The sequence below is a fragment of the Klebsiella sp. KE9456 genome, assembly GCF_043832615.1.
GTDB lineage: Bacteria > Pseudomonadota > Gammaproteobacteria > Enterobacterales > Enterobacteriaceae > Klebsiella > Klebsiella indica.
In genome coordinates, this window is record NZ_JBDYQK010000047.1 from 1 (window position 1) to 13,312 (window position 13,312).

Sequence of the window (13,312 nt, forward strand, 5' to 3'; positions counted from 1 at the left end):
CTTCATCTGGCGGACCGGGCGGGACTCGACGTCCCTGTCTCGACCCGCCCTCTGGCCGCCGTCCTGGCGGCCAGTCCTGGATGCGCGCCTGCGTTCTCGCCAGGTTTCCTTGATGCGCCCAACCCCCCTGCGGTGAGCCCGAGTTAAATAAGGGAACGTCTTAGCCGCTGTCGGTCGTAAAAACCGATTTTTGCCACTGCATCAGGCGTTCGCCAAAACCACGCTAAAAAAGACATTTCCCCCTGGCAACGGGTCTGCTTAAAAATCCAGATAACGCATTTAACGGACCAGTATTACTTATACCGGCCTATTTCACTACGCACATCGGGCGCTGCGACACCGGTTCCGGATGAATCTCCGCCTCCAGATGAAAAACCTCACGCAACATCTCCGGCGTAAGCACCGTCTCCGGCGAACCCTGAGCCTGAATGCGTCCTCCTTCCAGCACAATCAGATGATCACAATAGCGGCTGGCCTGGTTAAGATCGTGCAGTACGGTGACCACGGTTTTTCCCTGCATTTGCAGCTCGCGCATCAGCTTCATCAATTCCACCTGATGATTGATATCCAGCCAGGTCGTCGGTTCGTCGAGCAACACCAGCGGCGTATCCTGCGCCAGCAGTAACGCCAGAAAAGCCCGCTGCCGCTGGCCGCCGGAAAGGGCGCTTAGCGGCTGCTCCGCCAGTGAAGCGACGCCGGTTCGCATCAGCGCGTCCTCGACTCTCTGGCGATCCCGCGCCGACAGTCGCCCCCATAGCGGCAGCCACGGGCTGCGGCCATAGCCGACCAGTTCGCGGACGGTCACGCCTTCCGGTACATGATGCTGTTGCGGCAGCAGCGCCAGTCGTCGCGCCAGTTGCCGCGTCGATATTCGGTTTAATGTCGTATTACCGAGCCAGATTTCACCCGCTGTCGGCGTCAAAAGACGAGAGAAGCACTTCAGTAAGGTGGATTTGCCACAGCCGTTTGGCCCCAGCAAGGCGGTGATTTTCCCGGCCGGTAGGGTCAGATTGAGATCGTTGATAATGCGCTTGCCGTTATAGCCAGCGGTCAGATTTTCCGTTCGCAGTTCCATTTAACGCATTCTCACAAGTAGCCAGATAAACCAGGGGGCGCCGATAATCGCGGTTAACACGCCAGCCGGTAGTTCCATCGGCGGCTGGAGGGTTCGCGCTAACAGATCGGCAAACAGCAGCAACAGTCCACCGGCCAGGGCCGAAACCGGTAATACATAGCGATGACGACCGCCGAAGAGACGGCGAACAAGGTGCGGCACCACGAGGCTGATAAAAGCAACAGGGCCGCAGACCGCGACGCTCACCGAAGCGAGAGCCACCGCCAGGGTTAAGCCGTAGCCGTTAAGCCAGCGCATATTAACGCCAAGCGTCCCGGCGCGGTCGCTGCCCAGTGCCGCCAGATCCAGATCGCGGTGGAGAGCGAAACTCAGAGGGAGCAACACGGCCAGCAGCGGCAGGGCGACGATGACGAATGAACCGTCTCTGGCCCACAGGCTGCCGGTCAGCCACAGCAGCGCGTTATTGATATCCTGGGGGCGTGACAATAAAAGGTAATCGGTTATGCTGGCCCAGCAGGTTGATAACGCCACACCGGTCAACGCCAGGCGCATGGGACGGGAAAACCCTGCCAGGAGACTCAGCACGCCCATCGCCGTCATTCCGCCGATAAAGGCCAACAGCGGAAGCCACAGCAGGGATAACGCGGGCAAAAACCACAGAGCGCACACTGAGGCAAGGCTGGCGGCGTGATTAATGCCCAGAATATCCGGCGAGGCCAGCGGGTTACGCACGATTCCCTGTACCAGTACCCCGGAAACCGCCAGCGCGGCGCCGATACACAGCGCCAGGACAACGCGCGGCAGGCGATATTGCATCAGCACATAATGAGAATCACTGCCGGGATGCCATCCATCAAGCAGCGCCTGCCACGGCAGCGGCACCGCGCCCATTCGCAGGGACAATACGGTTAACAGCGCCAGTATGAGCAGCAACAAAATAATGCGGCGGAGTCTCATCCGCGCCTCCTTGCCAGCCAGACGAAACAGGGAGCGCCGACCAGCGCCAGTACCGCGCCGGCAGGAAGCTCGCCCGGCCAGGCCAGCGCCCTGGCGAGAATATCCGCCAGCAGCATGAACAGCGCGCCGAGTATGGCGCTCATAGGCAGAAGCACTCGATGATCGTGGCCCGCCCAAAGCCGCGCCAGATGCGGGATCAGCAGGCCAATAAACGCGACTGGGCCGGCCACGCTGACGCAGCTACCGGTCAGCAATAACGTTGCGGCGTTGATGAACAGACGCAGGCGGAACAAATTTACCCCCAGTGAATGGGCGGTGTTATCGCCGACATTGAGCAGATTAAGCGCGTTAGACAGCAGCAATACGCCGGGAATAATCAGCGCTGTAAAGGGAAAAAGCTGCCAGAATTCGGCCCAGCGTACGTGGGAAACGCCGCCCGCAAGCCAGGTGAGAATTCCGTACGCGTGATCTTCCGCCAGTAACAGGGTGATGCGGGTCAGCGCCATACAGAGTGCCGAAAGGGCAATACCGGCGAGGATCAGCCGATGACGATCCAGTTCCTGACGCCAGCCGCCGCCGGCGGTCATCACCAGAAGCCAGCTTATTCCACCGCCGCAGGCGGCGATCAACGCCAGCGAATAACCTGCCAGCGGCGCCGGGCTGAAAGCGCTGGTCAGGGCCATCGCCAGCGCCGCGCCGCTATTAATACCCAGCAGCGAGGGCGATGCCAGCGGGTTATGCGTCAGGGTTTGCAGCAGCGAGCCTGATATCGCCAGGCTGGCGCCGAGCATCATCGCCACCAGGCTGCGGGGCAGACGCAGATTAAGCACTAACGCCTCCGCAAGGGGAGGCGTGTCAGGGGCGAGCAGCGCGTGAAGAGCGTTGAGCGGGGAGATGGGGATCGCCGCATAGCAGAACAGACTCAGCCAGAACAGGCCGGTTAGCGTCAGCAGCGGCAGCCCCCAGATAAAAAACGAACGATGGAACGGTCTCATGGCGTGGTATCGACCGCCTGATGGTGGACAATTTTTACCATGTCGCTGGCGATACGTTCGGCGGCAAAGATACCGCGCATCCGCGCCCAGCTGTTGCTGTCGACGGCGACAACCTGCTGATTTTGCTGCGCCTGCAACATGGACCAGAGCGGATCTTGCTGCCATTTTTTAACGATGCTTTCAGCGCGGTAATGCGCCACCAGCAGCCACTGGGGATTTATTGCCAGCAGTTGTTCGAGATTAATCGCCGTCATCGGCGTACCGTTGATGGGCTGTGGAACCTTTAGCCCGAGCGCCGTCAGTACGCTGCCGGTATAGGTTTGCGCCGAGTGAAGATTAAATTGCTGTTCGCGCGACGTGCCAAACAGCACGCTGGCTCCGGCCGGTAACTGACGGGCAAACGCCGCCATTGTTTGCCGATGCTGTGCCAGACGCTGCTGCATCTGCGTATCTTTGCCGACGACTTTGCCGATAATGGCCGCTGATTGCAGATTTTCTGCATAGGTTTCATTGCGCGATTTTAACAGCAGTACCGGAGCAATTTGCCGCAGGGCGGGGTAAATGCCCGTATGACGACTGCTATCGGCGATGATCAGATCCGGGTGTAGCGCGCTGATTGCCTCCAGAGAGGGCTGAGCACGGGTGCCGACCGACTGCCAGGACTTCAGGCGCGCGCGCACCTCCGGCAGAATCCGCGAGGGGTCGTTATCATCAGCGACGCCAGCCGGGCTAACGTTGACCGCCGCCAGCGCGTCGACAAAAGAGAATTCAAGCACCACGATCCGCTGCGGCGTTTTATCAAGGGTAAAAGTACCGTGCTCATCCTGCACGGTAACGGCAAATACCGGGCCTGCCAGAAGCAACAGACTGAAAAGAAACCTGCGAGCAAGGGTAAACATAGTGAACTCCAGTGGGCGGACAGGGCGCTGACGCCGCTATCCGCCAAAAACAATCATCAGAACTTCATTGAGCCTTGCAGATACAGCGTGCGCGGCTGACCGGCGTAAAGGCCTTTATTGTTATCGTCGTATGAGCGGATGTAATACTCATGATCGAAGATATTTTTTACCCCCAGGGCAAGGTTGAGCCTGGCCATCTGCGGACCGAAATCGTAGGCGACGCGCGCGCCCCATAGCATATAGCCGGGAATACGCCCGGTACTGCCGTCAGCGCTCTCGGCAACGGTATTGGCGTTATCCGCAAACTGACTGGACTGGAAGTCGCTGTTAAGGTTAAACGTCCAGTTGCCGGGCTTATAATCGACGCCAAAGGTGCCTTTATGCTTCGGCGAGAAGGGAACCTGATTGCCATAGGTGTCGCCTTTCTCACGGATCACCGCATTGATGTACGCGTAGCTGGCGTAAACCGAAAGGTTATCCAGCGCGGGCGACAGCTCACCAAGATCGTAACGGGTTTGCGCCTCCAGGCCGCTATGGCGGGTTTTACCGCGGGCGGTAACCGTGTCATTGATCTGATTGGAGTCGTACTGATTGTTGAAGTTAATCAGGAACAGCCCCATTTCAGCGCTCAGCGCGCCGTCGTCGTAGCGGGTGCCGACCTCCCATGTGCGTGCTTTTTCCGGTTCCACATTGCCGCTTTGCACAGCCTTGCCAATTTGGCTGTACTGTACGGTGCCGAATGATCCTTCTGTGTTGGCATATAAATTCCAGCTGTCGGTGAGGTGATAAAGCACATTTAGAGCAGGAAGCGGCGCATTGTAGCTGACCTGCTCATGTGTGCCTTTCAGGTTGTTGTTCTGGTAAGACTCGATGTGCTCGAAGCGCATACCCGGCGTAATCGTCCAGTTGCCGATATCAATACGATCATCAATATACCAGGCGTGGGCTTCGGTGCCGGAACGGGTATCGCGATCGTACGGGCTGGCGGTGTCGGGCAGCACGCCGCTGGTGGTCGCGGTGTAATAACGCATCTCGTGGGTCGATTCGTTCACATAGCGGTAGCCAACGCCGATTTCATGAGCGGAGGGGCCGATCATAAAGCTCTGGCTATAGCGCGGTTCGATGCCGCGGACCCAATATTCGCGCGGCGAAAGGGTGATGTGCGAACCCTGTTGCAGGTAACCGCTACGCAGGGTATGGGTATAGAACCCCAGGATGTTAAATTTATGCTGGGCATCGGGCTGATATTGATAGCCGAGACTGGCAAGCTGGCGGCGCCCCCAGAAGCGATCGTAAGGCCGCGTGGACTGCCAGCGATCGGCATTGTAGTCGGCGCGGGAGAGACCGCCTGGCATATCGGCTTCGCCATCGTAGTATTGCAGCAGGCTGTTAAAGGTATGCACCTGATTGGGCGCATATTTGCTTTTCAGCATCACATCGTCAATACGCGTCGCGCTGTGTTCGCGCCAGTCGCTGCCACGGGTGCCTGAGTAGAGCAGGGCGGAGCCGAAGCCGTTATCCGCCGTGCCGCCAATCAGCAGGTTATGGGTTTCTTTCGGATTGTTTTGCGACGAGGTGGGGCTGAGTTGCCCCTCGACGCCGCCCGCAATACCAAAATCCTGCGGAATGGCGCGGGTAACAAAGTTCACCACGCCGCCGACGCTTTGCGGCCCGTAGCGCACCGCGCCGCCGCCGCGAACCACATCAATGGCATCCATATTGCCGAGGGACACCGGCGCCAGAGAAAGCTGCGGCTGGCCGTAGGGAGCAAAGGGAACCGGGATGCCATCCATTAGCACCGTGGAGCGGCTGGCAAGGCGCGGGTTGAGTCCGCGAATACCGAAGTTCATGGCCAGATCGTGACTGCCGGTACCGTTATTTTCCGGGGCGTTAACGCCGGGAATACGGTTCAGGACCTCGCGCATGGTTGTCGCGCCGGTTTTGGCGAAATCATCCCGACGAATAACATCGCGGGCGCCGGCGTGTTCAAAAACATCATTTTCACGCGCGTCGCCGAGCCAGTCACCTACCACGGTTAAGGTGGATTCTGCGCTGACAGGCGCGGGCTCAAGGGTCCAGACATTATTGCCCAAAGACTTGAGCTGCAGTCCGCTGCCGTTGAGCAGCGTGCGTAAGCCCTCTTCGGTTTCATAGCTGCCATGCAGGCCAGCGCTATGTTTGCCGCGTGTCAGACCGGCGTCGGCAGAGAGGGTAATACCGCTGCGAGCGGCATATTGGTTGAGTACGTTGTCTAAATCTCCGGCTGCAATATCAAACTGCGTGGCGGCAAAGGCCGACGCGGCAGTCAGCCCCACTAACGGCAGCAGGCTTAAACGGATTGCCATCACCAGAGGCATCGGTTTGCGTAAAACGCGTAAAGGTGTCATGACTTCTCCATGATCGTTTTTGGTTGTCTTCAATGAATAAGTCGAACGAGTGAGGGAAAAAGGACAACAGCGAATGAGAATTTTTTGTGTTTTTTTTATCAGGCAGGCGTAAGCGTGACCCAGTAGCGGGTGATAAAGTGCAATTTTATCGGCATTGTTTGCGCGATAACCTTAAGAATTGCGTCGGGATCACTCAACGGGAAGGTACCGCTCAGGCGCAATCCGGCTACGGCGGGATCGCAACGCAGTACGCCGGAGCGGTAGCGGGAGACGGTGGCGATAACGTCGCTCAGCGGCGTATCACGAAAGGTCAGAATGCCCTGGATCCAGCTCCCTTCACCGTCCTTAAGCTTTGTCAGGGGGGCAAAGCGATCGCGGGTAAACCACAGGCTTTCACCGGCATTGACGCGTTGGGTGCGGCCAGAAGGTAACATCGCTTCAACGGCATGTTGCAGCACCATCAGTTGGGTTGCGTCGACAAACTGGCGCACCGTAAATTCGGTGCCGAGCGCCGTCAGTATCCCTTCACGTGTCTGTACCCGAAATGGCCGTCGCTGGCTATCGCTGGCGGTTTTGATAGCGATTTCGCCATAGCGCAGGTGGACCAGACGCTGGTGAGCGTCAAACCGGACATCCGCCGCGCTTTCGCTATTCAGCGTAAGCAGCGTTCCGTCGGCGAGCCGCTGCTGGTGAGGCAGACCTTTCGCCGTACGGTAATCGGCGCGTAGCCCTTCCGCCAGTTCAGAATCCCATAGCCGCCATCCGCCACTGGCGGCCAGTAACAGTAGCAACCCTTTCAGCACATGGCGGCGGGCGAGGCGGCTATCGTGAAGCGCCCGGCTGGCCAGGCCACCCGGCAATTGTCCCATTTGCTGACGCAGGTTTTCCACCTGTTGCCAGGCCCACTGATGATCGTTGTTTTGCTCATACCACTGCTGCCAGCGCGCTTCCTGCTGCGGACTCACGCAACCATCGCTCAGGACGGCGTACCAGTGAGAAGCGGAGCGTAATGCCTGGCGGCGGGAATCGGTCAGCGTCCGGTTCACAGGCCATTCTCCAGACGAAACAGCAGACAGTGTTCGGTGGCTTTAGCCATATATTTTTTAACCGAACTGACGGAGACCGACAGGCGTCTGGCTATTTCAGCGTAAGTCAGCCCTTCAAGCTGCGAGAGCAAAAAGGCTTCCCGCGCTTTGGCGTTCAGCCCGTCCAGCATGGCGTCAATCTGCTGTAAAAGCTCAAGCTGGCTTTGCCGCAGCTCAGGCGACGGGGCCAGCGCCTCCGGTAACTCAGAGAGCATCTCCAGCCATGCGCGCTCCAGCGCATGGCGGCGGTACAGGTCGATCATCACCCGTTTCGCGATGGTGCAAAGGAAGGACTTTGGATCGCGAATCGTGGTCAGCGAGTCGCTGCCCATGATCCGCACAAAGGTATCCTGCGCCACATCATCGGCGTCAAACGCGGATTGTAGCTTATGGGTAAGCCAGTTTTTCAGCCAACTGTGATTGTCGCTATACAGCGAAGCAAGCGTTAGCGGTGACGTCGTGGCGGAAGGCTGGGACATGGCCGGGTTCAGAACAATTCATCAATAGGTGTATGTTAATATGAGAATGTTTCTCATTTCAATTAAAACAGGCACGCACTTAACACGATGTAGCGCGCTCTGTATGCTAAGTAATTGTTAAATATTGAATAGATTTTTGGTCAATACGCGACATTATATGCCTGTGTGGCGCCATACCAATAAAATTTATTCACGGCATTCCCCCGGCAATCATAATGTTGTATTTATAATGCATCTTATAAAATCAGAAAGGGGATGCTGATGAACACAAGCGAACAAGCTGGACATACGTTTTTGGCCAGACTGGGGAAAACCCGTTTACGCCCTGGGGGAATAGAGGCAACAGAGTGGTTGTTTCAGCAGGCGGGCTTTACCGCGGAGAGTAAAGTCCTGGAGGTGGCCTGTAATATGGGCACCACCGCGATTGAGCTGGCGCAACGTTTTCGTTGCAGCGTCTACGCGATTGATATGGATAAAGAGGCGCTGGCGAAAGCCCGACAAAATATCGTCCGTGAGGGCGTGGATAATCGGGTTGTGGTGCTGGAGGCCAATGCTAATCGTTTGCCCTTTCCCGACGCTACGTTTGATGTGGTGATTAATGAGGCGATGCTTACCATGTACGCCGATAAAGCGAAGGAGAAGCTGGCGGCGGAATATTTCCGCGTGCTGAAACCCGGCGGTCGTTTATTGACTCATGATATTATGTATTCTCAGGATGCGCTCGATGACGAAACGCGTCTTCAGCTTCAGGGGGTCGTGAAATCTCACGTCAGCCCGTTAAGCGCCGCGGGCTGGCAGGCGATTTTCCAGCGGGCAGGCTTTGCTTCCGTGCGTTTTCATCATGGACCGATGTCGCTGATGTCGCCGCTGGGGTTAATTAAAGATGAAGGATATAAACAGGCGCTCAGGATTGCCTGCAATGGTTTGTTGAAACGTGAGAATCGTCCGAGATTTTTGTCTATGATGCGTTTTTTCCGGCGCCAGAAAAAACGCCTGAACTTTATTTCCTGCTGTTCGGTTAAAGGGCCGTAGATAAAAATCTGCAATAATGGTTGCGCTATGAATCGCTGCGCTGAAAATTAACTATCAGCAGCGATAAAATAAGTGGATTCTTATTTCAGACGTTATCTCGATAATTACATTGTTTAATGTGGCTGACGGCAGGGCGCGATAAATGAATAGCGTATTCAGGCCTACTGCGGATCCGCGCCTCGTTGCGTTTTATTTCGCGGCGCTAAGGTTTTGGTTAATGCGAACCGCCGCGGGGCAGGCGATCGCAGCGCCTGCCGTGGCGTCAGCCACCGGGGGTTTACGGCGACGGCGCATCGAAATTGAGGGCGTTACAGTAGAATGAATCATTAGCGTGATAATCATTTTTGAGGCTATTTTTTATTACTTATTTATTTGTATTTTACATTTTGTTACAACTGTGCGGGTATTGTGTTTTTTTATGCTGTCGCGGTTTTTTACTTGCCGGAATGAATTTATCAGGATTATTATTGTCTCAACTGTTACACGTACCGCCTAATGACAGATGAAGGGACTCGTTTTTTCCTTAAGCGTTACCTCATGTTCAGATGTTTACAGGAAAAAACATGTCTTGCGCTTTTAACAAAAGTTTACTCCACCCGCGTAACTGGGGGACCTGGTTTGGCCTGTCCATACTCTGGCTTATCGTTCAGTTACCTTATCCCATTTTGCACATTATCGGCAGCAGCGCCGGCCGGGCGTCACGACGTTTTCTCCGACGCCGGGAGCATATCGCCAGACGAAATCTCGAACTCTGCTTTCCGGATATGTCGCCGGCCGCCCGTGAGAAACTCATTGAACAGAACTTTATGTCGCTGGGAATGGGGCTTATTGAAACGGGAATGGCCTGGTTCTGGAGCGATGAGCGGGTCAGGAAATGGTTTGATGTTGAAGGCATGGCTAACCTTAATAATGCCCTGAACGCCGGAAAAGGCGTGATGGTGGTTGGCATACACTTTATGTCTCTTGAACTCGGTGGGCGTACGATGGGAATTTGTCGCCCTATGATGGCAACTTACCGTCCGCATAATAGCCCGCTGATGGAGTGGGTGCAGACGCGTGGTCGTTTACGTTCCAATAAAGCGATGATTGATCGCCGCAATTTGTCCGGCCTGGTACATGCGTTGAAATCTGGCGAAGCGGTGTGGTTCGCACCTGACCAGGACTACGGTCCGAAGGGAAGCGTTTTTGCGCCGTTCTTTTCGGTACAACAGGCGGCAACCACTAACGGCACCTATGTGCTGTCCCGCTTATCCGGCGCGAAAATGCTTACCATCAGTATGGTGCGCAAGGCGGATCGTAAAGGTTACAGTCTGCATATCAGCGACGTGATGAGTGATTATCCTGGCGAAGATAAGCAGGATGCGGCCAGCTATATCAATAAGGTTATTGAGAAAGAGATTCTGCGCGCGCCAGAGCAGTATTTGTGGGTTCACCGCCGCTTTAAGACCCGTCCGCTGGGGGAAGCTTCGCTCTATTAAGCGATCCGCACTTACAGCGCTTTCAAAATGGTCCCTGTTGCGTTAACGTGCGCGGGATCATTTGTTGTTGTAAGCGAAGGAGTGCGTTGTGTTCGCTGAGTTTGGTGTGTTGAATTACCTGACCTATCTGGTCGGGGCTATCTTTATCATTCTTGTCCCCGGCCCAAATACCCTTTTTGTTCTGAAGACCGGCATCGCTCACGGCGTTAAAAAGGGCTATCTGGCCGCGGCAGGTGTGTTCTTTGGTGATGCGGTGCTGATGTTTCTGGCTTTTGCCGGTGTCGCGACGCTTATCAAAACCACTCCGGTGCTGTTCAATATTGTTCGTTATCTGGGGGCGATTTATCTGCTGTGGATGGGCGGTAAAATGCTCTATGCGGTGCTAACCCAGCGCGAGGGTCATTCGGCTTCTGGGTCGGAACCGGGGAGCGCTATCCTGAAACGTTCTCTGACGCTCAGCCTGACGAATCCGAAAGCCATTCTGTTTTATGTTTCATTTTTCGTTCAGTTTATTGACGTTAATGCCAGAACGCCTGGCCTGGCGTTCTTTATTCTGGCGCTGACGCTGGAAGTTATTAGCTTCTTCTATATGAGTTTTCTGATTCTTTCCGGCTCTTTTGTCACCCGCTACGTGAAAACGAAAAAGAAACTGGCGAAAATTGGCAACAGCCTGATTGGCCTTATTTTTGTTGGTTTCGCCGCCCGTCTGGCGACGCTCCAGTCGTAATCATCGTGCCGGTATGCGCGTGGCCGACCGTTCTTTGTTTGTAACAAACGCCTTCAGTTTTGATTGCATTGGTGTTACATATACAGCTGATTATCGCGCATAAAAGAAGGGAACCGGATGATTCTGCAGAAACTGACTCACAATAAAAACAGCAAGAAGTTCTTCTTGTCGATCGCCACGGTGTTTATTATCGCGCTGTTTGTCGTTGGTCGTGCGACCTTTGGTGGGGTGGTAAGTGAGTATAATATGCCGTACTCAGAGTGGACGACGTCAATGTTCTTCCTGCAGGGGGCGATGGTTATGGTCTACAGCCTCGTGTTCACGCTTTTATTCTCTATTCCGCTGGGATTTCTGTTTTTAGGTTCAGATCGTCAGGATTAAGCTCAGGCAACAAGGCGAACAGACGTTCGCCTTGTTATGTTTTCGCGTTATCTCCATCCTCTGTCATCACAATGATAGTGGGGCGGCGGCGGCCCGCGATGATAGCCTGGGTCGATAATACATCCCGATAACAGCGTGCAAAGCGCGAGAATCAGCGGCAACACAATCGGTTTTTTCATTCCTCACTTCTCCCGTTAAATCCGTCCGCCGGGGCCAGCCGGCGGAGTCGGCTGATGAAGTGACTATATTCTTTTAACCTATTGAGTAGATAAGATAATTCTGCAATATCCCGCCGATGAGGAAGCGATTATTCCTGGATTTACCACCAGCCAAATTGCGTGCCCGCGACGGCCACAATGGCGACGATGAGCATTATAAGGGTGCTTTTTTTCATTATGCTCCGCCCGGCGCTGCATAACCTCCAATAAAGAACCAGCCCAGAAAAATAACCGCGACGATAAAAATCACGACCGGAAATAGAATACCCAGTTTCATTATGGTGTCCCTGTAGATGCAAGTGAGGCGTCATATCATAGCGGATTTCGCGTTCAATTAGTCCAGGCAAGATGAAAAATTCGCTGACGATAAGACCGTTATTGTGCTAAAGCGTGCGGCGGGCGTGATGCGATTCGGGAATACGCCACAACCTTAAAGGGGAAGATCACGCCGTTAATGAAGCCGCTGGCAAGTCAGCGCAGCTTACTGACGGGACAATTTTTAAATCAATTATCTTATTTGGTGCGTTTAACCCTAAAAAAACCCCGCCGGGGGAGGCGGGGAAAAAACTCATTGATTATGGAATGATCTGTTCTCTGGTCAGTTCGAGAACAGGAGCTACTCTACGAGGTAAAAGTGTGGCTAAAATGGAGAAATCGTGAAGATTCAGGGCGAAAGGCCGTATCGAACAATGACAATGAAGGAGCCGAAATGAAGTGGATGATAGTGATGTTTCCTCTGGTACTTGCGGGATGTGCGCAACCTCAACCGACTCAGCCCGCTCATCCGCCAGGGATGGCTAATCCGGCTTCGGTGTATTGCGGGCAACAGGGGGGCGTTCTGGTCCCGGTTCAAAGCCCGCAGGGCGTACGTAGTGACTGCAAACTTCCCGGCGGCGAAACCATAGACGAATGGGCGCTCTGGCGTCGCGATCACCCGAAGAAGTCATAATTTTTATTTAAGCGCGGTCAGCCAGTCTGCCAGCACCCGGGCATGGTTTTGCCGGGTATTTTTCGCTGCATAGAGCAGCGTCAGCGGCTGCTGGCGGGCCAGTGCGACGAGGCGCAGGCCTTCATCGCGCTGGTCATCAAGCTCCTTGCGGTAGCATTGACTAAAGTGGGCGAAATCAATCGTCTCGCTGTGAAATGCCTTACGTAAGTCAGCGGACGGCGCGAGGGCTTTGCACCATTCATCATAATGCAGCGCCGCCTTTTTTATCCCGCGCGGCCACAGGCGGTCGACCAGAACGCGATAGCCGTCGCGCTCTTCCGCGGGATCATAAACGCGTTTACATTGAATCATTGTGATCCTCCCTTCGTACCCGTCAGACACGTCATTGTGTATTCGCGAAGCCGGGAAGCGGCGCCTGAATCTGTTCGCTAACGCTGTCATTGTAGAGCAGATAGTGTCTGTACGTCATACCATAACGCCTGTGAGATGACATTGTACGTCTTCAGCCGTTTTAGGAAATAAGGTGTATTAGCTCAGACCTGATCTGACAGTTACCGGTTATTTATACAGGTATCTGTCAGATTACATCTGGCTTAAATTTTTCTCAGCCCAGATGCGTTTTCCATCAAGTAACGTTTCTATTGGCGTCC

At 54.9% G+C, this 13,312-nt stretch carries 16 protein-coding genes; 5 read left to right on the forward strand and 11 right to left on the reverse strand.

All coding sequences use genetic code 11. The annotated features are described in order from the left end of the window. Window positions 1-307 precede the first annotated feature (307 nt). From fecE to fecI, 7 genes are all read right to left on the reverse strand, one after another. A complete protein-coding gene (gene fecE / locus ABK821_RS24980; RefSeq protein WP_138361240.1) occupies window positions 308-1,075 on the reverse strand; it encodes a Fe(3+) dicitrate ABC transporter ATP-binding protein FecE in 768 nt (255 codons plus the stop codon). After that, window positions 1,076-2,032: a Fe(3+) dicitrate ABC transporter permease subunit FecD gene (gene fecD, locus ABK821_RS24985; protein WP_138361241.1), complete on the reverse strand. Its 957-nt coding sequence runs from the start codon at window positions 2,030-2,032 to the stop codon at window positions 1,076-1,078. It lies immediately after the preceding gene. Beyond that, on the reverse strand, window positions 2,029-3,027 hold the full coding sequence (gene fecC, locus ABK821_RS24990; protein ID WP_138361242.1) for an iron-dicitrate ABC transporter permease FecC: 999 nt from the start codon (window positions 3,025-3,027) through the stop codon (window positions 2,029-2,031). The genes fecD and fecC overlap by 4 nt, the downstream gene beginning before the upstream one ends. Further along, a complete protein-coding gene (locus ABK821_RS24995; protein ID WP_138361243.1) occupies window positions 3,024-3,926 on the reverse strand; it encodes a Fe(3+) dicitrate ABC transporter substrate-binding protein FecB in 903 nt (300 codons plus the stop codon). The genes fecC and ABK821_RS24995 overlap by 4 nt, the downstream gene beginning before the upstream one ends. A 56-nt stretch (window positions 3,927-3,982) precedes the next feature. Beyond that, window positions 3,983-6,313, reverse strand: coding sequence for a TonB-dependent Fe(3+) dicitrate receptor FecA (gene fecA, locus ABK821_RS25000; protein WP_343179166.1), 2,331 nt, complete (start codon window positions 6,311-6,313; stop codon window positions 3,983-3,985). A 98-nt stretch (window positions 6,314-6,411) separates the two neighbouring features. Next, window positions 6,412-7,359, reverse strand: coding sequence for a ferric citrate uptake sigma factor regulator FecR (fecR, locus tag ABK821_RS25005; protein ID WP_343179165.1), 948 nt, complete (start codon window positions 7,357-7,359; stop codon window positions 6,412-6,414). After that, entirely contained in the window at window positions 7,356-7,877 is a 522-nt protein-coding gene (gene fecI / locus ABK821_RS25010; protein ID WP_138361246.1) for a ferric citrate uptake sigma factor FecI, read from the reverse strand. Before fecI ends, fecR begins: the two co-directional genes overlap by 4 nt. A gap of 261 nt (window positions 7,878-8,138) precedes the next feature. Between fecI and ABK821_RS25015 the strand changes: the two genes are divergently transcribed. The 4 genes from ABK821_RS25015 (at window position 8,139) to ABK821_RS25030 (ending at window position 11,495) form a co-directional block, all read left to right on the forward strand. Beyond that, a complete protein-coding gene (locus ABK821_RS25015; protein WP_138361247.1) occupies window positions 8,139-8,909 on the forward strand; it encodes a class I SAM-dependent methyltransferase in 771 nt (256 codons plus the stop codon). A gap of 563 nt (window positions 8,910-9,472) precedes the next feature. Next, on the forward strand, window positions 9,473-10,387 hold the full coding sequence (gene lpxP / locus ABK821_RS25020; protein ID WP_138361248.1) for a kdo(2)-lipid IV(A) palmitoleoyltransferase: 915 nt from the start codon (window positions 9,473-9,475) through the stop codon (window positions 10,385-10,387). Between the two features lie 88 nt (window positions 10,388-10,475). Continuing rightward, window positions 10,476-11,114: a leucine efflux protein LeuE gene (gene leuE, locus ABK821_RS25025; protein WP_138361249.1), complete on the forward strand. Its 639-nt coding sequence runs from the start codon at window positions 10,476-10,478 to the stop codon at window positions 11,112-11,114. Between the two features lie 117 nt (window positions 11,115-11,231). Beyond that, window positions 11,232-11,495 (forward strand): DUF2534 family protein, encoded by a 264-nt coding sequence (locus ABK821_RS25030; protein ID WP_138361250.1) that lies wholly within the window; start codon window positions 11,232-11,234, stop codon window positions 11,493-11,495. A gap of 47 nt (window positions 11,496-11,542) precedes the next feature. Here the strand turns inward: ABK821_RS25030 and ABK821_RS25035 are convergent, their stop codons facing one another. The 3 genes from ABK821_RS25035 to ABK821_RS25045 all read right to left on the reverse strand — a co-directional run bounded on the left by ABK821_RS25035 (window position 11,543) and on the right by ABK821_RS25045 (window position 11,990). Further along, window positions 11,543-11,674, reverse strand: coding sequence for a hypothetical protein (locus tag ABK821_RS25035; RefSeq protein WP_241675628.1), 132 nt, complete (start codon window positions 11,672-11,674; stop codon window positions 11,543-11,545). A gap of 140 nt (window positions 11,675-11,814) precedes the next feature. Further along, window positions 11,815-11,889, reverse strand: coding sequence for a protein YoaJ (yoaJ, locus tag ABK821_RS25040; protein WP_138361311.1), 75 nt, complete (start codon window positions 11,887-11,889; stop codon window positions 11,815-11,817). Further along, a complete protein-coding gene (locus tag ABK821_RS25045) occupies window positions 11,889-11,990 on the reverse strand; it encodes a YoaK family small membrane protein (RefSeq protein WP_138361251.1) in 102 nt (33 codons plus the stop codon). Before ABK821_RS25045 ends, yoaJ begins: the two co-directional genes overlap by 1 nt. Window positions 11,991-12,422: 432 nt before the next feature. On the opposite strand from ABK821_RS25045, the gene ABK821_RS25050 reads away from it, so the two are divergent. Continuing rightward, window positions 12,423-12,662, forward strand: coding sequence for a DUF333 domain-containing protein (locus ABK821_RS25050; protein WP_138361252.1), 240 nt, complete (start codon window positions 12,423-12,425; stop codon window positions 12,660-12,662). Between the two features lie 3 nt (window positions 12,663-12,665). On the opposite strand, the gene ABK821_RS25055 is transcribed toward ABK821_RS25050, so the two are convergent. After that, complete coding sequence (locus tag ABK821_RS25055; RefSeq protein ID WP_138361253.1) at window positions 12,666-13,013, reverse strand: DUF488 domain-containing protein; 348 nt, start codon at window positions 13,011-13,013, stop codon at window positions 12,666-12,668. Window positions 13,014-13,312 lie beyond the last annotated feature (299 nt).